Source organism: Xylanibacter sp. (genome assembly GCF_057607445.1).
Window position 1 is genome coordinate 23,043 of the sequence record NZ_DBLZAX010000005.1, and the last position, 25,010, is coordinate 48,052.

Consider the following 25,010-nt stretch of genomic DNA (forward strand, 5'->3'; position numbering starts at 1 on the left):
TTTCGTCATGTAAAAGACGGCCTTTTGCAGCCTAAAACATGGCCTTTTGTATTGCGGTTTGTAATGGTCTGTGTGTCAGTGTGTTATGCGATGCATAGCTTACTGTATGAAATGATGATTTGATAAACAGTTTTAAAATTAAAAACAGATATGAGATTAGCAGCTATTGATATAGGTTCTAACGGAGCGCGACTGCTCATAAAGAACTTCAGAACAACCGAAGACGGCACGCAGCAGATATCACGCGTGATGTATATGCGTGTGCCCCTGCGCCTGGGTTCAGACGTATTTACGCTCGGCAAGATTTCAAAGGAGCGTATGCTCATGATGAAGCACATGCTCAAGGCTTTCAAGCAGATAATGAAACTCAACCAGATTGACGACTACAGGGCATGCGCCACATCGGCCATGCGTGACGCCGAGAACGGCAAGAAGGTGCTCAACAAGCTCCGCAAGTCAACAGGCATAGACATAGAGATTATCAACGGCAGGGAAGAGGCGCGACTGCTGTGCAACAACATCGTTGAGAACATCGGCAGCGCAAAGGGCAACTATGCCTATATCGACGTAGGCGGAGGCAGCACTGAGATTTCTCTGCTTCACGACGGTGCGCTCACTCACAGCCAGTCGTACAACATCGGTACGCTGAGAATGTTGGGTGGCATGGTGTCGAAGGAGACCGTCGAGAAGATGAAGGCCGACCTGAAAAGATTTGCCAAGGACATGCCCGACATAAGGATAATAGGTTCGGGCGGAAACATCAACAAGCTGTTCAAGCTTACACATGCAAAGCGCGAAAACAGATATGTTACGGTTGATGAGATAAAAGACCTTTACTCTAAGCTGAAGGTGCTAAGTGTAGAGGAGCGCATAGAGCAGTATGGGCTCAAGGTAGACCGTGCAGACGTTATCATTCCTGCAGCCGAGATATTCATCACGGCGGCCGAGGCTCTTGGCTGCGACTCAGTGCAGGTGCCTAACATAAGCCTTGCCGACAGCATTGTAGACGGATTTTACCGCGACAAGTATTCAGCCTGCGACATCAAGCCTGAGCAAAGCGACGCTGATGAGGCAGGCGATGATGAAGACTGATGCTTCTGTGCAGCATCGTTGATGCGGCTTGGCAGAAGGTATAGAAATATATTCAGCATGACATTTTGTCTTGTAGTTCAGACAAAATGTCATGCTTTTTTATGCTGGTACGTAAGTTGTAATATATCTTAGTGAGAGCCGACAACAAGATTTGAAGCTCATCACAGAACAGAAATAAAAAAACAATTAAAAATAGGAGAATATAATTATGATACCAGTTAATCGCAAGAATTCATGGTTACCCGACGTGTTTAACGATTTCTTTGACACAGACTTCATGCCTAAGGCCAATGCCACTGCTCCGGCAATAAACGTAAAAGAGAGCGAAATAGATTATGAGGTTGAGGTTGCTGCGCCGGGAATGACAAAGGAAGACTTCAATGTTCATCTTAACCAGGACGGCGATTTGTCAATAAAGATGGAGAGCAAGAAGAACAATGCTGAGGAGGAGAAAAAGGCTCACTATCTGCGTCGTGAATTTGCCTACAGCAAGTTTGAGCAGACACTGATACTGCCCGACGATGTTGACAAGGAGAAGATATCAGCCAAAGTAAGCGACGGAGTGCTTACGGTTGTGCTTCCTAAGATACGCAAAGAGGAAAAGAATGTTGTGCGCCAGATTGTTGTAGGATAACAGTTCGGCAGTCTGAAAGCAGACGGTAACTTTAATTGATAATATAAATTATACTTTGTTGGTAAGCCGTGGAACAGCGTTCCATGGCTTATCAACAAAGTTTTTTTTATCAGATGGTTGTTTGTGCCCGGTGTGGTCCTTGTCTTATGTCGGGCTGATTATAGTCTTTTACCTTATTTACGCCCACGCTATATCAGTTGAGGATATGGCGGCAATGCGCCCGGCGTAAGGTGAATGGCGGGCTTGATGCTGATTACCTATTGATGTTAAAGTCTGAGACTATAGGGTAAGGCAGGCTTTATTCGAACATTTCTTTCCATCGGCAGAACCTTTTCAGGCCTTCTTCGCCGTGTTTCGCAACGCTCTTTTCTGCCTGCTCGATGGTCTTTTCGCGGTCGAGCCGTGTCTTCGAGAAGAATTTGTCGGCATAGCATATCACCTGTTCTTCGAGCGTCTCGGGCAGCAGGTCGGTATGCGGCAGCGGAAGGTTGCGGCTTACAATCTCCTGAAGCGACAGCCCTGCGCCTGTATGCCGTTCGCATACGCGTGCATGGCGCGGCATTCCTTCAGCCCTGAGCATCTCGGCTCCGAGCACTCCGTGGCGTATATAGGGCTCATTGCCGTAGCATTTTATGTCGGGTGCGTCGGTCTTTATCACTCCTATGTCATGCAGCATGGCAGCTTCCTCAATGAAGTTGAGGTCAAGATTCAGTTCGGGATGCCTTTCCGCTATGCCGAGAGCCTTGCGGGCTACGGCGCTGCTGTGGCGCAGAAGGATGTCTTTCAGCTCTGCATTGTCAGAATAATACTTGTCGATAATTTGTCTCCAGTTCATTTTTTAAGTAGGATTAATTGTTTGGATGCACGTCCGTTTTTCTGTATGTATATATTTAAGAAAGCTTAAACCCGGCTCGGTCGTCAGGCCGCATATGGTTTTCTCTGTTTTGTTTATTCATGCTTTCATCCGGCTTTTTGTTTTCTATGGTTGTCTTTTCGTGTGTCTTTTTTTTCGCATAGTCAGCCATGCCAGCGATAGAACAAACGAAAATCAGCCCAATATAAAGCAAAAATCCCGGCTGAATTCTAACGCCCGGTTCGGGCTAAAAACGGCCGGCATACAGTGGTTTCATTTATGATATTGTTGCCATAAGCCGGTTCGTCAATATTGGCAAGCCGGCCGTATGGCAACAATTAGCTATGGCATCCCGGGCGTAGGGCTGTTCCGTCGGCCCGGGAATATGTTCGGATTAAGAATTGATCCAGTCTCTTTCAATATATGCAATCACATCACCGCGGTTGACTCTTGAACCCTGGCGTGCAGCTATTTCAACCAGCTTGCCTCCGAGTGCAGCCGGTACCGGTTCAAACTGGCCCCATGGTGTCTGTATGTAGCAGAATGTTTCGCCTTCCTTGTAGTGCTGTCCGATGTACGGCTCAAGGCAAGGAACACACTCGCTGCTGCCTTCGAAGTCGAAGAACACCTGTCCCTTGAATGGAGACACGATGGCGTCTGCCTTTGCGTGCTTGAATGCTGACACTTCTTCCGGTGTGAGTTTTGCGCCGAGTTTCGCATCCTTTGCCTTCTGCAGGTCGGCCAGCATACGCTTCTTTGCCATTCCGCTCTTGTAGTCGCGATACTGTTCGGGGTGCATAGCCAGCTCGAACAGTTCCTCGTCGTCCTGTCCGAAGTCCCAGTTGTTGTCCTGCATCTCCTTCTTGAAGCCTTCGAGAGCGTCAGGTATAAGTGTGTGCGGGTCAGCATCAGTAAACTGACGTCCCTGCTTCTCAGCCAGCTCTACGAGCTCCTGGTCTATTGTTCCAGGTATCTTTCCGCTCTTGCCGAGAATCATTCCCCACATAGAGTCGTCCATCATTACGAAGCGGCCCTTGCCCTGTGCCATGGTGAGCAGGTTGAGCAGTGCGATGTTCTTGACATATTGTGAGAACGGAGTTACGAGTGGTGGGTAACCTACGCGCGGCCATACATATGCCACTTCGTCGAACAGTTTCACCAGCATCTCGTCTGTTGTGAGTTCCGGCTGTCCCTTGCTCTTCAGTGTAGAGTTGATTGAACGGTGTATTCCGGCGAGATCGGCCATCATACTTCCCATCATACCGCCCGGCAGACCGCATCCGAGGAGCAGTGAGCTCATGTGCTTGTTGCCCGGGTTGATGAAGTAGCCCAGCCAGTCGTCGATAAACTCCTGTGTGAGGGTGCGGGCGCGCATGTATGCGTTCATGTCGATGTCGGCAACCTCGAAGCCTTCGTTCTTCAGCATGCTCTGAACAGAGATGATGTCCGGATGAACCTTACCCCATGACAGCGGCTCGATGGCTGTATCGATAACGTCGGCACCATTGTTGCACACTTCGAGGATAGAAGCCATTGAGAGGCCCGGTCCTGAGTGGCCGTGATACTGTATGATGACGTCTGGATGCTTGTCCTTAATAGCCTTTGTAAGCTTGCCGAGCATAGCCGGCTGACCTATACCGGCCATATCCTTAAGACAGATTTCGGTAGCACCTGCAGCTATCACCTGGTCGGCGATGTTGCTGTAATATTCAACTGTATGGATTGGTGATGTTGTTATACAAAGAGTAGCCTGAGGAGTCATGCCGGCCTCAAGCGCCCATTTAATGCTGGGGATTATGTTGCGGACATCGTTAAGACCGCAGAATATGCGGGGGATGTCAACGCCCTGGGCGTGCTTAACCTTATACATGAGTCTGCGAACGTCGTCGGGCACGGGATACATGCGTAGGGCATTGAGTCCTCTGTCGAGCATGTGTGTCTTAATGCCAACTTCATTAAACGGTTTACAGAATGCCCTCACTGCCTCATTAGGATTCTCGCCGGCGAGCAGGTTAACTTGCTCGAAGGCTCCTCCGTTGGTTTCAACGCGGGAGAAACATCCCATATCGATGATTGCCGGAGCAACGCGCTCCAACTGGTCCTTACGTGGCTGGAACTTACCTGAAGACTGCCACATGTCGCGATAAACGAGACTGAATTGGATTTTCTTTTTCATTATTATTAGATCTTTTATTGTGTGTGGCCTGATTTTGTCCGGCACACATGTTCATTTATGCAAAAATAGGTATTTTTTCTAAATCTAAAAGTTTTTATGACAAAATAATATGGTCTGAGACGAATATTTATTTGTTTTTTATAGTCTTATGAACATTTTATCATATTTTTTGTGCTGATTTGCTAAATACATATAGCAAAATACATGATAAAGTGTCTAAAATTCACTTGTAGGATAGCAAATAGACAAGTTTCTATTTGTAACTAACAAACCTTAACGTGCCTGTGGAAATTAATTTTACAAACTGATACAGCCCGCTTTGCCTGTATTTGCCTTGCTTGGCTTGCAGTTTTGTAGCTTTAGTCGGGGAGATTGGGGGCGGTGGTGATGTCTAACCATAATTCTGATGACCGTTTTTTGGGGGATAGCCGGAGTCGACTTTAATCTGGAAAAGGGCTCTTTGAAGTCAATCATATTTAGGAAAGGGCAGGGAGGAGAATAAGCAAAAAAGTTTTCTTTAGAAACTCATCACTCGTCACATTGCCATGTAAAGTGTTGGCTTACAGAGCGTTGAGGCGTGATGAGTTTACGGATCAACTCATCACATTGTGCCCTGCGGCCTTCGGGCGTGATGAGTTTCGCAGGCAACTCGTCACACTGTAATATGCTGTCACACAGCGGGTTGTGCCGCTTTGTGATGAGTGATGAGTTTTTAAGAAAAAACTTTGTGATTTTATCTTTGTTGTCCTGTCTGTGCGAAAGCGTGCCTGTTTAATTGCATAATGCGGCCCTTCGGTGTGTAAACTGCCGCGATTTAAGATGTGAAAGGCTATCTTTTATCATGCGAAAGGCCATGTCTTGGCATGCAAAAAGGCATGTTTCATGTTGCAGAAGCATGCCTTTTGTCTTGTGTATTTCCGTGTCTTGCGGTGTCTGTTAATTATGAATTATTAATTATGAGCTATAAAAATGCCTGCAAAAAACTGACCGAAATCTGCTCAATATAAAGCAAGAATAGCAACCGAATCACAATGACTGATTTGGGTTAAACCGGTTTTCCCATGCAGTCCCGTTTTGTCAGAACTGGAAGCCAAGGTTTACGTAGAAGTAAGGCTCCTCCGTGCGGCTTGAGTATCCGAGCGACGCACCTATCGGTCCGAACATGCTGTTGTAGTAATATGCTATCTCGCATCCCGTCATCGGCCCCTTCTCAAAGAGGTTGCGCAGCTTGTCGCCACGCTGTCCGAACGACAGGCGGCCTATGATGTAGTTGTTGTCCATGATGCGCTGCTGCGCCATGAGCTGTGCCGTTAGCAGCATGTTGTCAACAAACTCTATGTGGCCGATGCCCGCGAAGGGCTGCTGCTGTTCGAGATACATTCCGGGGTGCATGCCGCCTATGGAGTTGCGCATGATTAGCGGAATGTCGTTGCCGATAAGGAAGCGTCCGCTTACCATGGGCTGCAGCACGAAACGGCTGTTGAGCGGGAACGACATGCGCCACATGAAGTCGGCCACGCTCAGTCCGGGTTCATCTCCGTGGCTTATGAAGTTGTCTGTGTAGTAGCCGTATCCGGCATTGAAGCGTGCGCCGCGCGTGGTGAAAAACCAGCGGTCTTCCGAGTTGTAGTTCATCCTGAAGATGTAGCTGTAGAAGTGGACATTGTCGAGAGTCTCATATTCAGACGACGGACCCGACAGCATGTCGTGAAAGTCGTAGAAGTCCATCTTCACGTTTACGTCTACCGAGAAGTTGCGTATGTTGAAGCTTAGCAGCTGCAGGTTGACAGAGTGCTGGTTGTAAGTGAAGTTGTAGTCGCGCTTGCCGCCCTCATAGATGTTTGTGTCGTCGTGCCTGAATACATACGATAGGCCTATCTTTCCGTAGTGCAGCGGATTGATCTGTGCGTCGAGCCTGGCCATCATTCGCTTGCTCAGGCGGCCCGTAAGCTCCATTATCACAGGTATGCGGGCCTTTATCTGGTGAGACACGTTGGCCTGCAGGGCCACCATCTCCTCTGTATCGAATCTCACTCCGAGGTTTACCCTGCTTGTGCGCTTGTCGTCTGCCGATATTCTTAGCACGTATCCTTTGCCGCTCTTGTTGAGCGTATAGCCCGGGTTGGTGTATAGAAAGTTTACGCCGAGGGCAGTGATAGCCTCCTCGATGCGTTTCACCGAAACGCTGTCGCCTTTGTTGAGCCTGTATTTCGACATGATATAGTTGCGGTCGGAAGCCACAATGCGGTCGAAGCATACTGAGTCTATCTTGAACGTAAGTTCCGAACTTGTCGGCACTGGGCGCGAGGCACGTGCCGCGTGGATGTAGCCTTCTGAGGCAAGGCGCTGCTGCAGTGCCACAATCTTTTCCCATTGCTGCATGGCAGCCTCTTCGCCGCGTGCTATCAGTGTGTCGATGGCTGCCCGCGTAAAGCTTGCCGAAGAGTAGCCCTTTACGTTCACCTTGATAGGAATGTCGGTCATAGCCCAGTTTTCGTCAAACTTGTTCTTGCAGTTGATGTCCACGATCTGCATCAGTATGGCGGGGCCGCTTTGCAGCTCTGCCGCCGTGCGGTTGTCGCTCTGCACCGACACACCTATTATTATATCCGCCCCCATGCGCTTGGCTATGTCGGCCGGATAGTTGTTGCGCAGGCCTCCGTCTACGAGCACCATCGAATCTTTACGCACCGGGGTGAACACGCCCGGTATGGCCATGCTTGCCCGCATGGCTGTCGAGAGATGCCCGCCGTACATGTCGTATTCGGTGTTGTCCACGATGTTTGTTGCCACACAGGCAAACGGTATGGGCAGGTCGGCAAAGCTGATTGAGTCGTGATAGCCTACGGTGAGCCGTGTGAAGAGCTGCGACAGGTTGGTGCCGCTTATCAGTCCGCCTGCGGCGTTGCGTGCCTTGCGGGCTATGCTCAGCGGGCGCGACAGCAGATAGGTGTTCTGCTTCTCTCTTTCGGCCAGGCTCTGGTTGCTCACGTCCACCTTGTCAGACAGCAGTGTCTTCCAGTCCTGCACCTTTACGAGCGAGTCGAGTGTGGCAGCGTCGTAGCCTATTGAATACAAGCCGCCGATCAGGGCGCCCATCGACGTGCCCGTGATAATGTCTACAGGTATGCCCGCACGCTCCAGCACGCGCAGCACGCCTATGTGGGCCATGCCCTTTGCGCCGCCGCCGCTGAGCACCACAGCCACGCGGCTGCGGCACGAGTCTTGCACTTCTTCGGCATTAGCCGGAACAAAAAGTAATGCCGTCAGTATGACAGCTAGCAGGCGGAGTTTACTTTTCATGATGTTGTCTGGTTTGCAGGGCGGCCTTATGGCATGTGTCGCGGCTTAAGGTCAGCGTCCCATGTTGTGGTTAATGAAGCGGTGCTCGGCCATCTTCTCGTATTTAGTGCCGGGCTGTCCGTAGTTGGCATAGGGATATATGCTTATGCCTCCGCGCGGAGTGAAGTATCCCGTCACCTCTATATATTTAGGGCTCATCAGCCTGATGAGGTCCTTCATTATTATGTTCACGCAGTCTTCGTGGAAGTCGCCGTGGTTGCGGAAGCTGAACAGATACAGCTTCAGACTCTTGCTCTCAACCATGCGCTCGCCGGGGATATAGCTTATGCGTATCTCGGCAAAGTCGGGCTGACCCGTGATGGGGCACAGCGATGTGAACTCTGGGCAGTTGAACTGCACCCAGTAGTCGTTGCCCGGATGCTTGTTCTCAAACGTCTCGAGCACCTCAGGTGCATAGTCCATTCTGTAGGCGGTCTTTGCGCCGAGGGCCTTCAGTCCCTCGTCTTTTCTGTTGTCTTCAGTCATCATTGTAGATTAAATATTTTCCAAACGTTATAGTTTATTCCGTTGTCATACACGTCGGTGCCCTCATGCGCCTTGGTCTTCTTCACTACACGTATCGTTACGGGCAGCACAATGATTTCGTAGAGCGTCTTAAGCACCACCTGCGACACTATGAGCGACAGCATCTCGCCGGCAGGCACCACGCCCGACAGCGCAAGCGGGAAGAAGATCAGCGAGTCGGCACTTTCGCCGAACACTGTGCTCACCACGGCGCGCAGAGAGAAATGCTTGCCGTTGGACGATATCTTCATGCGGCTCATCACGTAGGCGTTGATGAACGAGCCGGCAAGGAAGGCCACAAACGAGGCGGCGGCAATGCGCGGTGCAAGGCCGAACACGGCATGGAAGCCCTCGTCGTTGTGCCAGTAAGGCGCGCCAGGAATGGCGTCGGCCAGCGCTCCGAACAGCACGAAGATGAAGTTCATGGCGAAGCCTGCCCATATAAGGAGCCTTGCCTTGCGGAATCCCCACACCTCACACACGCAGTCGTTGATAATGTAAGACACCGGAAACACGAGCAATCCGCCGGTGATGTTCACCGGTCCGATTGAAATCTGCTTTGTCTCTAACACGTTTGCCGTTATCAGGCAGACGCAGAAAAGTATGCTGAAAAGCATGAACAGCACACTTACTTGTTGCTTATCTGTTTTCATTTCCTTGTTTTTTAAGAGGTTTACCAAGCACTCTGTAAATAAATTGCGGCTGCAAAATTAATAAAAAAACTCAATAAGATAAGATTACGCCTGTAATTATTTGCCCGATACCGATTAATTGATAACTTTGCATTTATGTAATTTATACAGGCCGTAAAAGGCCGGAGATATTTGGAAATAAACAAAGAAAACGTAAAAGGAATATGAAAAAACTATTGACAACAGCCCTGACGGTGATGGCAGCCATCTCGATGCAGGCGCAGGAGACTGCTTACAAGATTACGGGAACAGTGCCCGCAAGCGTATCGAAGGTTTATCTTTATGTGATGGGGCAGCGCGCAGCTTTAGACAGCGCAACGGTGAGCAACGGAAAGTTTGAGCTGAGCGGAAAGCAGAACCTTAACGAGATATTCATGCTGGACGCAAATAATGAGGGCATGGCATTCTTCAACGACGGAACACCTGTGGACATGAACCTGGTGAACTACACCATGGCCGGTTCTGACCTCAACAAGAAACTCTTTGAGTGCAGCCTGCCGCTGAAAAAGTATGACGCTGCAACAAGCGAGATATATGCCGAGTACGAGAAGGTGGCGAGAGACAACAGCGAAGCCGGCAAGGCAAAGGCTAAGACTCTGGCGGAGCGCTTCAACGTGGTGAGAGACTCTATGCTCAACGATATGCTGAACATAATAAAGACCAACAAGGACAACCTTATACCGGCCGTTTATCTGAGTCAGATTTACACCGCACTCGACTATAACGAGCTGAAAGACCTGCTAAGTCCGTCAGCTCCTTACTATAACCATCCTGCCCTGGCCCGTGTCAAGCAGCAGCTTGCAGCCTTCGAGAAGCGCATGCCCGGCAAGATGTTCACAGACCTGACGATGAACGACACCGAAGGCAAGCAGCGCAAGCTGAGCGAGTGGTGCGGCAAGGGCAACTATGTGCTCGTTGACTTCTGGGCAAGCTGGTGCGGACCGTGCCGTCAGGAGATGCCAAACGTAGTGGCAAATTATGATAAATATCATGCCAAGGGCTTCGAGGTAGTGGGCGTTTCGTTCGACAACAGCGCCGAGGCATGGAAGTCTGCCATTAAGAGCATCGGCATGAAGTGGCCCAACATCAGCGACCTGAAGGGCTGGAAGTGTGCCGCAGCTCCCCTTTACGGCATAAACGCCATACCGGCCAACGTGCTGCTCGACGGCGAGGGCAAGATTGTTGCCACAGACCTGAGGGGCGAGGATCTCGGCGAGAAGCTCAAAGAGATTTACGGCTTCTAAATAGGCATGGCGCCGGCATGGCGCTGCCTGAGAGGCATCTCAGATATATATAATGTATATGGTGCTGTGCGCCATATCCGTAAAAAAGCTGACGGACAGGCTTATTGCTGATTTACGGCAATGCTGCTGCCCGTCAGTTTTGTTTTTGTTGCGTATGCCTTATTGCCTTGTTGCCAGTCGGCAGGCATCTGTATATCTGCCGCAGTGACTTCGTTTGTGTCTGACATGCCTTCACGTATTATTCCGCAGGCACATCTTTAGGTATAAGGCCGTGCTGCGTGCATACTTCTGCAATAGTCTTGATGACGGTAAAAAGTAATGACAAAATTATTTTCCGTTACAGAAAAACAAAGTGTAACGTATGTTAATAGAATCTTGTCTAAATCTCGCTTTGTTGTCTTTTATTAACAAAAGAACATCGTTGAAGGTCGTAAATCAATGTTTTTCATCATCTAAAAGCATGCTTTTTGCATGCTGAAAGGCTGTATTTCGGCACATAAAAGGCCGTCTTTCAGGCTGAAACCGGTCATTTTTAGTCTTCTGATACTTTTGATCTTGACTTGAAAAATGTATAACTACTTGATTTGTTGTATGTTATATGTAAGGTTTGATTTTGTCCTGTTTTTCTGACGAATGCCGTATTTATTTCGGGCATGGCAATTCTGAGAGCGTTAAACGGACGAAAATTGCGAAGAATATTTACAATCTGCCGGCGACAGGCATATCAGTGTTCGGTGTGCTTAGGTTGGCTCCGTGGCGGCATGGTGGCCCACACACGGCTTAGTGGCATGCCGCCTTGTCCGTGCAGCCGCATGATGATGGCCGGCAGAGGGCATATATGCGGCGTGATATTATTACAAAAATTATAAATGAATGAAAAAACTATTGAAATGTGCTTGCTGCATAATTGGTTTTTTATTAAATTTGGAGCTGAAATTATTAAAACCTTAAACTATGGAATTACCATTCGCAGAATCTTGGAAAATCAAGATGGTTGAGCCTATACGCAAAAGCACACGCGAAGAACGTGAACAGTGGATTAAAGAGGCTCACTATAACGTGTTTCAACTGAAAGCCAATCAGGTGTATATCGACCTGCTCACCGACTCAGGCACAGGCGCAATGAGCGACCGCCAGTGGGCCGGAATAATGATGGGCGACGAGAGCTACGCCGGAGCCGACTCATTCTTCAAGCTGAAAGAGACGATACAGAGGCTCACGGGCTTTGAGTATGTAATACCTACACATCAGGGACGTGCCGCAGAGAACGTGCTGTTCTCTTATCTCGTACACGAAGGCGACATCGTGCCCGGCAACTCTCACTTCGACACTACAAAAGGACATATCGAGGGACGTAAGGCCATCGCGCTCGACTGCACCGTCGACGAGGCTAAGGACACTCAGCTCGAGGTGCCGTTCAAGGGCAACGTCGACCCCGTGAAGCTTGAGAACGCGCTCAAGGAGCACGGCGACCGCATACCGTTCATCATCGTAACCATAACCAACAACACAGCAGGAGGACAGCCCGTGTCAATGGAGAACCTGAGACAGGTGCGCGCCGTTGCCGACAAGTATGGCAAGCCCGTTGTGTTCGACTCTGCACGCTTCGCCGAGAATGCTTACTTCATCAAGACACGTGAGGAAGGATATGCCGACAAGACCATAAAGGAGATTACACGCGAGATGTTCGCTCTGGCAGACGGCATGACAATGAGCGCCAAGAAGGACGGACTCGTAAACATGGGCGGATTCATTGCCACACGCAAGCAGGAGTGGTATGAGGGCGCCAAGGGCTATTGTGTGCAGTTTGAAGGCTATCTGACATACGGAGGTATGAACGGACGCGACATGAACGCACTGGCAATAGGTCTCGATGAGAATACTGAGTTTGACAACCTCGACACACGCATCCGTCAGGTGCAGCTGCTCGCACGCCTGCTCGACGAGTACGGCATTCCTTATCAGCGCCCGGCAGGCGGCCACGCCATCTTCGTTGACGCTCCAAAGGTGCTCACACATGTTCCGAAGGAGGAGTTCCCTGCACAGACACTTACCATAGAGCTTTACCTCGAGGCAGGTATCCGCGGATGCGAGATTGGTTATCTCTTGGCCGACCGCGACCCGGTTACTCGCGAAAACCGCTTCACAGGTCTCGACCTGCTGCGCCTTGCCATTCCGCGCCGCGTCTACACAGACAATCACATCGCTGTTATAGCAGCTGCGTTGAAGAACGTTTATGAGCGCAGGGCTGAGATTACACGCGGTGTAAGAATTGCGTGGGAAGCACCGCTCATGCGTCACTTCACCGTACAGCTCGAGAGACTGTAATATATACTTATAAAGTAGAAAACATAAAGGCCGTTTCGGCCTGACATACCAATGAGCCGACGGACAGATGCTCCGCATCCAGATTATGGCGCATGTCCGTCGGCTCTTGTTCTGTGCCGTTGCCTTCAGGTGCGTGCGTCTTGCCGTGCCGTGGGCTTGTTTTTGCCGCTTCATGTTGCCGTCGCCGTAGATGCAAAGGCCATGTGCCGTTGCGGCTGTAGGTCTGTAGTCGGTTATTAACTATTCCTTATTTTCAATAATTTATGTGGCAACAGACGCATAAATCGAAAAAATATATTACCTTTGCACTTGCTTCTTGTACAGACATGCGCACCTTTGGCGCATGCACAGCGTGTGGAAGCCGACAGCAATGGTCCCGTAGCTTAGCTGAATAGAGCGTCAGATTCCGGTTCTGAAGGTCTTGGGTTTGAATCCCAACGGGATCACATACGGCGGAAATCCTTGTAAGAAAAAGGGTTTCCGCTTATTTTTTTATAATTAGACATTTGACTTTAGTTCCTCCTGTGGCACAGGAAACAACAAGGCTAATGTTCTGTCGGATATGCTATCCGACAGCATTAAGTATCAGGATCTGTGATCCGAAATTCATACAAAAATTAAAATAGGAAGCAAGCGGATTGAAAATCCTTATACTTAATTCCGGCAGATTGCAAATCAGCCGGCACATTAGCTTTGTTGGTTCATATCGGTTGTACAGGCGGTTAAATGAAAAGTGAAATAACAATAATCCACAAGAGTATCGAATTTTTCACTCTTCACTTTTCGTTCTTCACTTAAACATGCTCCTTTAACCACTGAAAGTTTTATTTTCTCTTTTCCGGGTATGCATACTGTCTAATTTTTATACACCACTGTCCAAGTTTTAGACATGTACGCAAATGGGGTATTAGTCTATCTTTCTGATATACAGCAAAATACGTTTTATGGCATAGTTTTGGCAGTTTAAATATTGTACAAATTAGAAAATTGCCCATAAAAGCACAACCTTAGTGTCTGCCGACTTGCAGTTAGCCTTGCATCCCGTATGCATACACATAACAGACAAGGTAATATTTAATCCATATCTTTCAAAAACACGATATGGAAAATCGTATATAAAAATATTGACAGAAAGAACAATAAAATTATAAATATGAAAAAACTTACAATACCAATTATCATGCTTCTTGCACATACAAAAGCCAATACACAGCAGATAAAAGGCAAGGTGGTAAAGAATCTATGTATGTCTATGGAATATTCCAGCATGGCACTGATAAAAACAGCTGACTCGAATCTGATAACAAGAGTACTTACGGACAAAGAAGGTAAATTCGTTGTAAACGACACTAAATACAACGATACTCTGACTATGAGAACAACACCGCTGGGTTATGAAACGGCTTATGCCGACATACCGCTGAACAGAAAATCCTTATACTCAATTCCGGCAGATTTTATGTTGAATTCAATTACTCGTACAAATCAAACGGTATATTAACCTTTGTGGCTACATATCAAATTGCACGGGTATAATTTAAATTGACTAAGGCAAGATAACAATACCTGTATTGTATGCCTTAAATATAACTTTCAACAAAAAAGATAATGAATTATGAGAACATTTGCTTTAATTTTTATATTAATACTAACGTCAACGTTGTACGCACAAAACAATACAATAGTTTTAGATGGAACCGTTCAAGATGATAAAAACAGGCCTATATCCAATGCGACAATAATTATTTCATCAAAAAACGACAGCAAGGCCACATTTCAGACAGTATCCAATAAAGAAGGCAAATTTAAGATAAAAAACATATCGATTGGCTACTACAACATGAAGGTATCCCATTTGGAATATGAGACCTATAATAATGATTTATCATTGGAAAAAGACACATCCACCAATGTGCTCCTCATGACTAAAGTTTCAGAAATGCTCGATGAAGTTATAGTCATGGCAAAATATTCAGACATAAAACCAAACGGAGAAACAAGTATTCGTGTGAAAGGAAACCCTCTTGCCAAGGGGAAAACTCTGTCTGAATTTTTACAGTTTATACGCGACCTTGATGTCTCAAACGATGAAATAAGTGTCCGCGGACGTAAAAACACGTTATACTATCTTGACAATCAGCCAATATCGTTTGAACAGCTGAAAAACATTCAGCCGTCAATGATAGCGCACATAGACATCATTCCACATGCGGATGCCTCCTACGGCATTAATGCAACAGGAGGTGTTATAAAGATATTTTTACGTGAAGAAGGAGGCGTTCTCGGATCAGTTACACTTGCAGGTAAAGCAGACTACAATGGAATAAAAAGCACTAGCCCCATGGCCACCATTCTGTATAACCGCGGAAAATTTAGCGTAAAGAACTTTTTATCAGGAGTTCCTTATAGCCGCTCAACATCAATGTTCGAACAACAGACAGAAACAGCACAAAACAAGACTGTTACTGATACAAAAAATAATAACCGTTTCAAAAGTTTGAGAGACAACCTTTCATTAAGGTATTCTTTCAATAAAGTAACGTGGCTTGATGTTTACGGTGGAACTGATTTCAGCTGGCTCCGCTCCGGCCAAAACAGCACGGACGGCAATAATAATCTTTTAACATCAGGGAAAAATAAAATTTCTGGATATAATGCCGGCATACAATATCAGCAAGGTTTTGGAAAAGACAGCCTCAACTATTTTAGATTACGTGCAGAATATTCAAAAAACAAAGAAAACGAGAATGCTGATTATTTATATAACGGCATTGCTGATAATGCTGCGCTAAAAAGCAATTCAGACCACTTCTCTGTGCAACCAATAGTACATTTTAAAACAACAGCCAACTCAGGCTTAAACATCGGATTGGAATATTACTATCTTATAGACAGACACGAAGACAATGGAACCACAACTCTTGGATATATTCCTACCGGACACTATACAAATAAAGGATATGATTATGGCGCATGGATTGATTACAATATTTTAATAAAAAAGAAATTCTATGTGTATTTTGCGCTACAATATCACGGCACACAGAACATATACAGTGATTATAGGTCGCCTGAGAATAGCACAAGGAGTTGGGAAGACGGTGTCTATCCGTCGTTATTCACACAATGGCTTATAAACTCAGCAAAAGGACGTTATTTGACATTCGGGTTTAAGCACTATTATTCATTACCCAATTATAATTACCGGATTCCTTCCGTCGTATGGCAAAGCAACAACCTTTATAGTATAGGTAATACAAGTCTGAAGAAAGAGAACTTTTACAATATGGAAATATATTATTCTTTTAATTCAAACTGGCTTGCCAGTTATAATCTGACTTATTGTGATGACGCGATAAGAATCATGACCTATCAAGACGAAACCCGCAACGGGACTTATTATACAAAGCCAGAGAATAAGGGAATATCCGTAACTCATACTTTTAGAATTGGATATACAACTAAGCCATTTAAATTTTGGTATAACAAAAACGGATTGTATGTTACACTTACACATGAAAGTATGCCAGGAAAAAGCATAAACAATGCAAGCATATTTTTCAGAAGCGATAACAATTTCACTTTATGCCGGTGGCTGGATTTGACACTGGGAATACAGGCCGAGAACAAAGGTAAATCACTTGAATATGATTATAACGGCGGATTCTGGCTGAACGCAGGAGCATATATGTCATTTTTCAATAATAATCTAAATGTAGCATTAAAATGCAACCAACTGATATACACACGCAATAAAAAAACGATATATGGCAGCGACTGGACTTCAATACAAAAGAACTTGTCACACAACACACAGATAAATCTGCAGGTTACATGGAACTTCAATGCAGGAAAGAAAATAAGAAATAAAAATCTACCTTCTGTAAACAGTATGCAAAGGAATGTACCAACATTGATGAAATAAAAATGAAAGACTTTAAGATATACCTTCAGAACGACGTGCAGTAGTGCTGCATAGTATGCTTGTGCATGATATGCAGCCAATATGGAGCAGATTACAGCTTCGACAGTCTGTCGAAGCTGTATTTCACCACGTCAGAAAGCGTGTCGCTTGCTATTAGGGTGACCCATATTTGGATCTTGATGGCAATGCACCTTGATGCCACCCTTCTTCCTGCTCGTCTTAGGATGCCGCTCGACACCCTTGAATATAGCGTTGGAGAAAAGACTTAGCGTTGTTGAATCGGTGATTTTCAGCCGTCTAATCCACTCTTCACCGCCATTCCTACGGCTGTCCAACGAAATGTGTACTTTTACCCATGGTTAAATCTTTTTTTGTTTGGCGACTTCAAAAGATAACCAAAATGGCTGACATCATTCTAGATGCCAACCCTTAATTTTAATGGGTTATCGGATTGTTTACCGGACAGTAATAACATTAAAATAATGTAATTCACATCAAAAGCGGGTCGGGATAACTGAACGGCAGCATTTGTGATGCCACTGTGGGCGTTGAACAAAAAACTCAACACGGCACAATACTTCACAAAATGTCGTCGCGATATTTTATCAACAGCAAAGACACCAAGCATCACACGGGCAATGACAGCGGCAGCAACGACATCATATAGGTACAGTCTACGCTGCAATTGTCATTAACCAGAGGAAATTCACAATGAACGCCAAACTATGTTACGCACAATGCATGAGACATGGCACAATGCATCTACATGAAGATTTTTTTATGTCTGTCAGCAATATTAATCTCAGACAGAAACGACAAGGATGCTTACAATACGTAAAAAGTTAAACAGTTAAGACTAATTAACCAGTAAAAACACTGACGTATCTCAATAAAATTTCATATATTTGCATTCTGATAGCCCGCACCATGATATGGTGGGGTGTAGCATGTACTTTTGAAAAACAACTGAATAATATAAAAATATCATGGACATAGTTGAAAGATTTTTGAATTACGTAAGCTTCGACACACAGTCGGCCGAGGACAGCCAGACCGTGCCGAGCACAGCCAAACAGCTTGATTTTGCAAAATATCTCAGAGATGAACTCAAGGACGAGGGCTTTGATGATGTTGAGATGGACGACAACGGCTACGTTTATGCCACACTGAAATCTAACATCAAGAAGGAAGTTCCTACTATAGGTTTCATCAGCCACTACGACACGTCTCCAGACTGCAGCGGCAAGGATGTGAAGCCTCGCATTGTCAAGAACTACGACGGAAAGGACATCGAACTGTCACCGGGCATAATATCATCAACAAAGAAATTCCCCGAACTGCTGCAGCATGTAGGCGAAGACCTTATCGTTACCGACGGCCACACTCTGCTGGGAGCTGACGACAAGGCTGGTATAGCCGAAATAGTACAGGCCATGTGCTGGTTGCGCGACCATAAGGAGATTCCTCACGGCGACATACGCATGGGATTCAATCCTGACGAGGAGATTGGCATGGGCGCTCACCACTTTGACGTTGAGAAGTTTGGATGTGAATGGGCATACACAATGGACGGCGGCGACCTGGGTGACCTCGAGTTTGAAAACTTCAACGCTGCTTCTGCCAAGATAAACATCAAGGGCGTTAGCGTTCATCCGGGATATGCCAAGGGCAAGATGATAAACGCCAACCGCCTGGCTGCTGAGTTTGCAGCAATGCTGCCGGCTGACGAGACACCGGAGACAACAGAGGGTTATGAAGGATTCTATCATCTGCTGGGCATCGAGTCGAACATAGAGAACGCCAAGCTGTCTTATATCATCCGCGACCACGACCGCGATAAGTTTGAGGAGCGCAAGGCCTTCATCGAGAAATGCGTTGTTGAGATGAACAAGAAGTATGGCGAAGGCACTGTTACTGCTGACGTGAAAGACCAGTATTACAACATGAAGGAGATGATAGATCCGAAGATGCACGTTATCGACATCGTGCTCAAGGCCATGCAGGACAGCGGTGTGCCTCCTAAGGTAGAGCCTATCCGCGGCGGAACCGACGGAGCTCAGCTGTCGTTCAAGGGTCTGCCGTGTCCTAATATCTTTGCCGGCGGCGTAAACTTCCATGGACCTTACGAGTTTATTTCTGTTCAGGTTATGGAAAAGGCCATGCAGGTAATCGTGAAGATATGTGAGATTACGGCCGAATATAACGACTGATAACATATCGTGCAGCATTCGCGCACGCTTTGTCTTGCCGTTGCATGGCATAATTCATCCTGCATGCGGTATGGCCGGCGGCGACATGCGGTAGTGGCATCATAAGCGGCACGCCTTAGCACATTGCAATGCAAGGTGAGCCGCCACTTATACAAATACTTTTACAGGACTGAAAGCAGAATGTGGTTTTGTGTCTTGCCTGTATATAATCATGCAGGAGACAGTGTTGATAACTTCTGCTTTCAGCCCTGAACATTTAAACATATTGACAAAAACAGACAGTAAGAATGGGCGAACTTCCACACCTCGTGAAAGACCTGGCACTTATTCTTGTGGTGGCAGGCATAGTGACCATAGTTTTCAAGAAGCTTAAACAGCCGCTTGTGCTGGGGTATGTCGTGGCAGGATTCTTGGTAAGTCCGCACATGCCTTACATAATGTCGGTGGCTGACAGGGCCGACATCAGCACGTGGGGCGACATAGGCGTGATGTTCCTGCTCTTTTCGTTAGGTCTGGATTTCTCGTTCAAGAAGATACTTAAGATGGGCGCTTCGCCCATAATCTCCACGTGTTCCATCGTGTTCTGCATGATGATGTTGGGCATAGTCACGGGGCATCTGTTCGGCTGGAGCCGTATGGACAGCATCTTTCTCGGCGGTATGCTCGCCATGAGTTCCACCACCATTATATATAAAGCCTTCGACGACCTTGGCCTTAGGCAGCAGCGCTTTGCCGGACTGGTTATGAGTGTGCTGATACTTGAGGACATACTGGCCATTGTCATGATGGTTATGCTCTCGGCTATAGCCAACGGGTCGAATCCCGACGGAGGACAGATGATAGGCAGCCTGATGAAGATAGGCTTCTTTCTCATCCTGTGGTTTGTGGTGGGTATCTTCCTTATTCCGCTCATGCTTAGGTCAATGCGTAAGTTTATCAACAATGAGACGCTGCTCATCGTGGCTCTCGGTCTGTGCTGCGCCATGGCCGTACTGTCTACCAAGGTAGGTTTCAGCAGCGCCTTCGGAGCTTTTGTCATGGGCTCAATCCTTGCCGAGACTATAGAGGCCGAGCGCATAATAAAGGTTGTAGAGCCTGTTAAGAATCTTTTCGGAGCCGTGTTCTTCGTGTCTGTCGGCATGCTTGTCGATCCCGCCATTCTTGTAGAATATTCATGGCCGATAGTAACTCTTGTGCTTGTAATTATTATCGGTCAGGTTATTTTTGGCAGTTTGAGTTTTCTTATCGGCGGCCAGTCGCTCAAGTCGGCCATGCAGTGCGGTTTCTCCATGGCTCAGATAGGCGAGTTTTCGTTCATCATAGCCTCGCTTGGTCTTTCGCTCGGGGTCATCGGCAAGTTCCTTTATCCCGTTGTGGTTGCCGTTTCTGTGATAACCACTTTCCTTACCCCCTATATGATACGCATGGCCACCCCGGCTTACGGCATGCTCGAACGCCGTCTGCCCAAAAAGTGGATTATGGCCATGAACAATCTTACGCTTGCCAAGCAGACCACGCAGCCCGAGGCAAAATGGCGCACCCTGATAAAGCAGATGGTGCGCATCACGGTGATTTATTCCATACTCTCGGGCGCATCCATAGCCCTTATGTTCACCTTCTTCCTGCCTTTCGTGCGTCAGCTTCTGCCTCACTGGTGGGCAAATGCGGCATGCGGACTGCTCACGCTGCTGTTTATATCTCCTTTCCTGAGGGCTATAATGATGAAGAAAAACCACAGTGAGGAGTTTAAGGCTCTTTGGAACAGCAATCCCTACAACCGTCTGCCGCTCATTCTGACAATCATTGTGAGAGTGGCTGTGGCTTCAGCGTTCGTGTTCTATATATGCTATTATCTTACACGCTTCACCAATGCGCTGATGATAAGCATAGCGCTTGCCGCCGTGGCACTTATGATAATATCGCGCTCGCTGAAGAAGAGAAGCATAAAGATGGAGCGCTTGTTTATGCAGAACCTGCGTTCAAGAGAGATTGTTGCCGAGGTGATGGGCCGTAGGCGTCCGCTGTATGAAGGTCGCCTGCTCGACCGCGACGTGCATATCTCTGATTTCACCATTCCCGAAGATTCTCTATGGGCAGGCAAGATGCTGCGCGAACTGGAGTTCAGAAACAGATACGGGGTGCACATCAGCAGCATATTGCGTGGCAGCCAGAGGATAAACATCCCAAACGGAGGAACAATATTATTTCCCGGAGACAACATTCAGGCTATCGGCAGCGACGACCAGCTTACAGCCTTCAGCGAGGCCTTGAACACAGAGCTGCATGATAAAGACCCGGAGATAGAGAAGCGTGAGATGAAACTCCACCAAGTGGTGATAAACCGCAACGGCATCTTTGCGGGCAAGACACTGCGTGACAGCGGCATACGTGATGTGTACAACTGTATGGTCGTAGGACTTGAGGAAGGCAAGGAGAACCTCTCGCAGATGGACCCGTCGCACAAGCTGCGTCACGGCGAGGCTATCTGGATTGTCGGCGAGCAGGACGACATAGAGCGCTTCTGCAGGGACAACGACCATGCGTCTGACTGCACGGCAGGCTGACCCTGGTTATGTTGCAAACAGCTATTGGGCTGGCAGGGCGGGCTAATGGCTTCTTAGATGCAAAAATGCATAACCGTCTAAGGCACAGATATATGTGCCGATTATGTTTTCATACTTGTATAAATGCCGGTGCAATAGGCATACGGGTGCACGTAAAACGTTAAATATTAAATAAAAAGGCGATTTTGGTGTGCTATTAGGTTTAATTTCTGTAAATTTGCACCCTGCATTATATGAGAACTAAAACCGTAATATTTGTATTGCTGTTTGCCTTCATATTTGTGATGGCAGACACCTCCTTGCCTTTGTTCAAGGAAAATGACAACGGGCGCGCGCAGAACGACTCTCTGAGTGTGGGCGACACGGTGTCGTCTGACTCCGTTCCGGCAGATTCGACAGATAAGTCAGGCGAGCCCGACACCACGAACATGGACTCGCTTCAACTCGCCATATATCACCATAACAAACAGGTGGACGACTCTATCAGGCTCGACAGCATAAACCGTAAGAAGTCGGGAGCGTTAGACGCCCCCGTAACCTTCTCGTCTGAAGACTCTATGGTCTATGATGCAAAGAGCAAGGTTGCGAGGCTATACGGCAACTCAAACGTGAAATATCAGAACATGGACCTCAGCAGCGACCGCATACAGATGAGCCTCGACAGCAGTCTGGTGCGCGCAACGGGTACTGCCGACTCAACCGGAGCCATATCCGGCACTCCGGTGTTCACCATGGGACAGGACAAATATGAGAGCGACACCATGGCCTTCAATTTCAAGACCAAGAAAGGCTTTATATATAATGTATATACTGAACAGGAAGACGGCTACCTGTCGAGCCAGCACTCAAAGCGCGACTCGAGCGGAGTGCTCTATCTTGAGCATGGACGCTACACCACGTGCGACCAGCCTCACCCTGACTTCTACATAGCCCTGTCGCGTGCAAAGGTGCGCCCCGGCAAGGATGTCGTGTTCGGTCCGGCCTATCTCGTTGTGGCAGATGTGCCGCTGCCGCTGGCCATTCCTTACGGATTCTTTCCGTTCACCAAGAGCTATTCAAGCGGATTCATCATGCCGAGCTACGGAGACGAGAGTTCGCGCGGCTTCTATCTGCGTGACGGAGGATATTATTTTGCGATGAGCGACAAGTGGGACCTCAAGCTGCTTGGCGAAATTTACACAAAGGGATCGTGGGGATTGTCGGTGGCAAGCAACTACCGCAAGCGCTACCGCTATAACGGAAGCTTCTTCTTCAGCTACCAGAACACCAAGAACGGCGACAAGGGTATGCCCGACTATACCGAACAGACCAGCTTCAAGCTGCAGTGGAGTCATCGTCAGGATACTAAGTCAAACCCATTCAGCAGCCTCTCGGCAAGCGTCAACTTCGCATCTACGAGCTATGAGCGCAACAATCTTAACAGTATGTACAATCCGCAGAGCTACACACAGAGTCTGCGAACGTCAAGCGTCAACTGGAGCACGTCGTTCTCGAGCCTTGGCATGACCATCAGCGGATCGGCCAACCTCAGCCAGAACATGATTGACTCTACCGTGAGCCTCACGCTGCCTGACCTCAACATTTCTGTGAGCCGCTTTTATCCGTTCAAGCGCAAGCACATGGCCGGCAAAGAGCGCTGGTATGAAAAGATCTCTATGAGCTATACCGGACAGTTCAGCAACTCTATCGACACGAAGGAAGACAAGCTCTTCAAGTCGAACCTCATAAAAGACTGGCGCAACGCTTTCCAGCACAATATTCCTATCAACGCCAACTTCACGCTGTTCAACTATATCAACATCAACCCCTCGTTCAACTTCACCGACCGCATGTACTCCAACAAGGTGATGAAGTCGTGGGATGAGCAGGCACAGACAGAGCGCGCCGACACAACATACGGATTCTACAACGTATACAACTGGAGCATGAGCATCGGCGCCTCAACCAAGATGTACGGCTTCTGGGTTCCGTCGAAGAAGATTTTCGGCGACAAGATACAGGCCATACGCCACGTGCTGACGCCTCAGGTTACGTTCAGCTATGCGCCCGACTGCGGCTCGAGATACTATGAAACCTACCAGAAGACCGATGCCGACGGCAATGTAAGCCTCGTTGAATATTCACCATTTGAGAACGGCTTGTTCAATGTGCCGTCGAGGGGAAAGACGGGAAGCGTAACCTTCGACCTGTCGAACAACATTGAGATGAAGGTGAAGTCGGACAAAGACTCTACCGGATACAAGAAACTCAGCATTATAGACGAACTCGGATTCAACATGGGCTACAACATGGCCGCAAAGGAGAAACCTTGGAGCGACCTTACCGTAAGGCTCAGGCTGAAGTGGTGGAAGAACTATACATTCAACCTCAATGCCGTGTTTGCAACCTATGCTTACGAGCTTGACGATAACGGAAGGCCATACGTCAGCAACCATACCGAGTACAGCAAGGGCCGCTTTGGCCGCTTCCAGGGCTTGTCGCAGAACATATCGTTCACCCTTAATCCCGAAAAGCTGAAGAAATGGTTCGGCGGAGGAGATGACGAAGAAGACGCCACGGAGGATGACAACAACACGGAGGACGACGACACCGGAATAGAGTCGAACGTTGACGACGACATGGTGAACGGACAGAACGGTGCAAGAAAGAAGAATGCAGGCAAGGCCGAGACCGACGCAGACGGATACATGAAATTCTCAATGCCATGGTCGCTCACATTCGGCTACGGAATAACGATGCGTGAGAACACAAGCGGAAAGTTCAACACCAAGACCATGCGCTATCCTTACGCATTTACGCAGACCCTGAACTTCAGCGGAAACATACGCATCAGCGACGGATGGAACATCAGCTTCTCTTCCGGTTACGACTTTGAAAACCATGACCTGTCTATGACCACTGCATCGCTGAGCCGCGACCTCCACTGCTTCAACATGAGCTGCTCTGTGGTGCTGGCTCCATACACATCTTACAACTTCTCGTTCAGATGTAATGCCGCCACTCTTACCGATGCACTTAAATACGACAAGCGCAGCGGCTACAGCAACGCCGTGCAGTGGTATTGATGTGAGGCGCAACCGCGTTAAAACTTTAACATTGAGCTGAACATAACAGTATTATAAAAACAAGCCAGCTCGTTACATCCTTATTTATAGTCAGTATTTCCTGATGATGGATGTAGCGAGTTGGCTTTTTTTATTCTTTATTTTCTGTATAGCTGCCGGCTATATATCAGACAGCTGTAATGCCGCTGTCGGCTTTAGTCTCTATCTGTCATTTTATCCAAAATATGATGCTTTATTTCAAACCTGCCGGCATCGGTTGATACAGATGTTGGCAGAGCATGGGCAGGCCAATGATTTGCCTTTGTTCTGTCAAATCCGTGCCATGTATACAGGCTGAAAATGGCAGTAGAATTTTTTAGG

At 47.6% G+C, this 25,010-nt stretch carries 15 protein-coding genes and 1 tRNA gene; 11 read left to right on the plus strand and 5 right to left on the minus strand.

What is annotated here, in order from left to right; genetic code table 11:
• Window positions 1–150 precede the first annotated feature (150 nt).
• Both ACZMIG_RS05535 and ACZMIG_RS05540 read left to right on the plus strand, forming a co-directional pair.
• Window positions 151–1,092: a Ppx/GppA phosphatase family protein gene (locus ACZMIG_RS05535; protein ID WP_487889215.1), complete on the plus strand. Its 942-nt coding sequence runs from the start codon at window positions 151–153 to the stop codon at window positions 1,090–1,092.
• A gap of 208 nt (window positions 1,093–1,300) precedes the next feature.
• Window positions 1,301–1,726 (plus strand): Hsp20/alpha crystallin family protein, encoded by a 426-nt coding sequence (locus ACZMIG_RS05540; protein ID WP_021855028.1) that lies wholly within the window; start codon window positions 1,301–1,303, stop codon window positions 1,724–1,726.
• Window positions 1,727–2,024: 298 nt separating this feature from the next.
• Here ACZMIG_RS05540 and ACZMIG_RS05545 read toward each other — a convergent pair whose 3' ends face one another.
• The 5 genes from ACZMIG_RS05545 to ACZMIG_RS05565 all read right to left on the minus strand — a co-directional run bounded on the left by ACZMIG_RS05545 (window position 2,025) and on the right by ACZMIG_RS05565 (window position 9,275).
• Window positions 2,025–2,561, minus strand: a complete 537-nt coding sequence (locus ACZMIG_RS05545; RefSeq protein ID WP_302330540.1) for an HDIG domain-containing metalloprotein — start codon at window positions 2,559–2,561, stop codon at window positions 2,025–2,027.
• A gap of 412 nt (window positions 2,562–2,973) precedes the next feature.
• Entirely contained in the window at window positions 2,974–4,755 is a 1,782-nt protein-coding gene (locus ACZMIG_RS05550) for a pyruvate carboxylase subunit B (protein ID WP_021855025.1), read from the minus strand.
• Between the two features lie 1,077 nt (window positions 4,756–5,832).
• Complete coding sequence (locus ACZMIG_RS05555) at window positions 5,833–8,058, minus strand: patatin-like phospholipase family protein (protein ID WP_487889216.1); 2,226 nt, start codon at window positions 8,056–8,058, stop codon at window positions 5,833–5,835.
• A 51-nt stretch (window positions 8,059–8,109) separates the two neighbouring features.
• A complete protein-coding gene (queF, locus tag ACZMIG_RS05560) occupies window positions 8,110–8,586 on the minus strand; it encodes a preQ(1) synthase (protein ID WP_021855023.1) in 477 nt (158 codons plus the stop codon).
• On the minus strand, window positions 8,583–9,275 hold the full coding sequence (locus ACZMIG_RS05565; protein ID WP_302432557.1) for a queuosine precursor transporter: 693 nt from the start codon (window positions 9,273–9,275) through the stop codon (window positions 8,583–8,585). Before ACZMIG_RS05565 ends, queF begins: the two co-directional genes overlap by 4 nt.
• Window positions 9,276–9,478: 203 nt before the next feature.
• Between ACZMIG_RS05565 and ACZMIG_RS05570 the strand changes: the two genes are divergently transcribed.
• From ACZMIG_RS05570 to ACZMIG_RS05610, 9 genes are all read left to right on the plus strand, one after another.
• The gene (locus ACZMIG_RS05570; protein WP_487889217.1) at window positions 9,479–10,558 is read left to right on the plus strand and encodes a redoxin domain-containing protein; all 1,080 of its coding nucleotides are present in this window, start codon (window positions 9,479–9,481) and stop codon (window positions 10,556–10,558) included.
• A gap of 954 nt (window positions 10,559–11,512) precedes the next feature.
• Window positions 11,513–12,886: a tryptophanase TnaA gene (tnaA, locus tag ACZMIG_RS05575; RefSeq protein ID WP_021855020.1), complete on the plus strand. Its 1,374-nt coding sequence runs from the start codon at window positions 11,513–11,515 to the stop codon at window positions 12,884–12,886.
• Between the two features lie 372 nt (window positions 12,887–13,258).
• Window positions 13,259–13,332: transfer RNA gene (locus ACZMIG_RS05580), tRNA-Arg, on the plus strand.
• 707 nt (window positions 13,333–14,039) lie between these two features.
• Entirely contained in the window at window positions 14,040–14,387 is a 348-nt protein-coding gene (locus tag ACZMIG_RS05585) for a hypothetical protein (RefSeq protein WP_302023654.1), read from the plus strand.
• A gap of 114 nt (window positions 14,388–14,501) precedes the next feature.
• Entirely contained in the window at window positions 14,502–16,811 is a 2,310-nt protein-coding gene (locus tag ACZMIG_RS05590) for an outer membrane beta-barrel protein (RefSeq protein ID WP_418874812.1), read from the plus strand.
• 65 nt (window positions 16,812–16,876) lie between these two features.
• Window positions 16,877–17,080 (plus strand): cysteine peptidase family C39 domain-containing protein, encoded by a 204-nt coding sequence (locus ACZMIG_RS05595; protein ID WP_418874811.1) that lies wholly within the window; start codon window positions 16,877–16,879, stop codon window positions 17,078–17,080.
• Window positions 17,081–17,797: 717 nt separating this feature from the next.
• Entirely contained in the window at window positions 17,798–19,021 is a 1,224-nt protein-coding gene (gene pepT / locus ACZMIG_RS05600; protein ID WP_053398870.1) for a peptidase T, read from the plus strand.
• A 287-nt stretch (window positions 19,022–19,308) separates the two neighbouring features.
• On the plus strand, window positions 19,309–21,585 hold the full coding sequence (locus tag ACZMIG_RS05605; protein WP_287601717.1) for a cation:proton antiporter domain-containing protein: 2,277 nt from the start codon (window positions 19,309–19,311) through the stop codon (window positions 21,583–21,585).
• 233 nt (window positions 21,586–21,818) lie between these two features.
• On the plus strand, window positions 21,819–24,650 hold the full coding sequence (locus tag ACZMIG_RS05610; protein WP_125104653.1) for a putative LPS assembly protein LptD: 2,832 nt from the start codon (window positions 21,819–21,821) through the stop codon (window positions 24,648–24,650).
• The last annotated feature ends 360 nt before the right edge of the window (window positions 24,651–25,010 follow it).

Excerpts from the sequence above, each read along its gene's own strand:
- ACZMIG_RS05535 (WP_487889215.1), top strand. The coding sequence starts at position 151 with ATGAGATTAGCAGCTATTGATATAGGTTCTAACGGAGCGCGACTGCTC.
- ACZMIG_RS05540 (WP_021855028.1), top strand. The coding sequence starts at position 1,301 with ATGATACCAGTTAATCGCAAGAATTCATGGTTACCCGACGTGTTTAAC.
- ACZMIG_RS05545 (WP_302330540.1), bottom strand. The coding sequence starts at position 2,561 with ATGAACTGGAGACAAATTATCGACAAGTATTATTCTGACAATGCAGAG.
- ACZMIG_RS05550 (WP_021855025.1), bottom strand. The coding sequence starts at position 4,755 with ATGAAAAAGAAAATCCAATTCAGTCTCGTTTATCGCGACATGTGGCAG.
- ACZMIG_RS05555 (WP_487889216.1), bottom strand. The coding sequence starts at position 8,058 with ATGAAAAGTAAACTCCGCCTGCTAGCTGTCATACTGACGGCATTACTT.
- queF (WP_021855023.1), bottom strand. The coding sequence starts at position 8,586 with ATGATGACTGAAGACAACAGAAAAGACGAGGGACTGAAGGCCCTCGGC.
- ACZMIG_RS05565 (WP_302432557.1), bottom strand. The coding sequence starts at position 9,275 with ATGAAAACAGATAAGCAACAAGTAAGTGTGCTGTTCATGCTTTTCAGC.
- ACZMIG_RS05570 (WP_487889217.1), top strand. The coding sequence starts at position 9,479 with ATGAAAAAACTATTGACAACAGCCCTGACGGTGATGGCAGCCATCTCG.
- tnaA (WP_021855020.1), top strand. The coding sequence starts at position 11,513 with ATGGAATTACCATTCGCAGAATCTTGGAAAATCAAGATGGTTGAGCCT.
- ACZMIG_RS05585 (WP_302023654.1), top strand. The coding sequence starts at position 14,040 with ATGAAAAAACTTACAATACCAATTATCATGCTTCTTGCACATACAAAA.
- ACZMIG_RS05590 (WP_418874812.1), top strand. The coding sequence starts at position 14,502 with ATGAGAACATTTGCTTTAATTTTTATATTAATACTAACGTCAACGTTG.
- ACZMIG_RS05595 (WP_418874811.1), top strand. The coding sequence starts at position 16,877 with ATGATATGCAGCCAATATGGAGCAGATTACAGCTTCGACAGTCTGTCG.
- pepT (WP_053398870.1), top strand. The coding sequence starts at position 17,798 with ATGGACATAGTTGAAAGATTTTTGAATTACGTAAGCTTCGACACACAG.
- ACZMIG_RS05605 (WP_287601717.1), top strand. The coding sequence starts at position 19,309 with ATGGGCGAACTTCCACACCTCGTGAAAGACCTGGCACTTATTCTTGTG.
- ACZMIG_RS05610 (WP_125104653.1), top strand. The coding sequence starts at position 21,819 with ATGAGAACTAAAACCGTAATATTTGTATTGCTGTTTGCCTTCATATTT.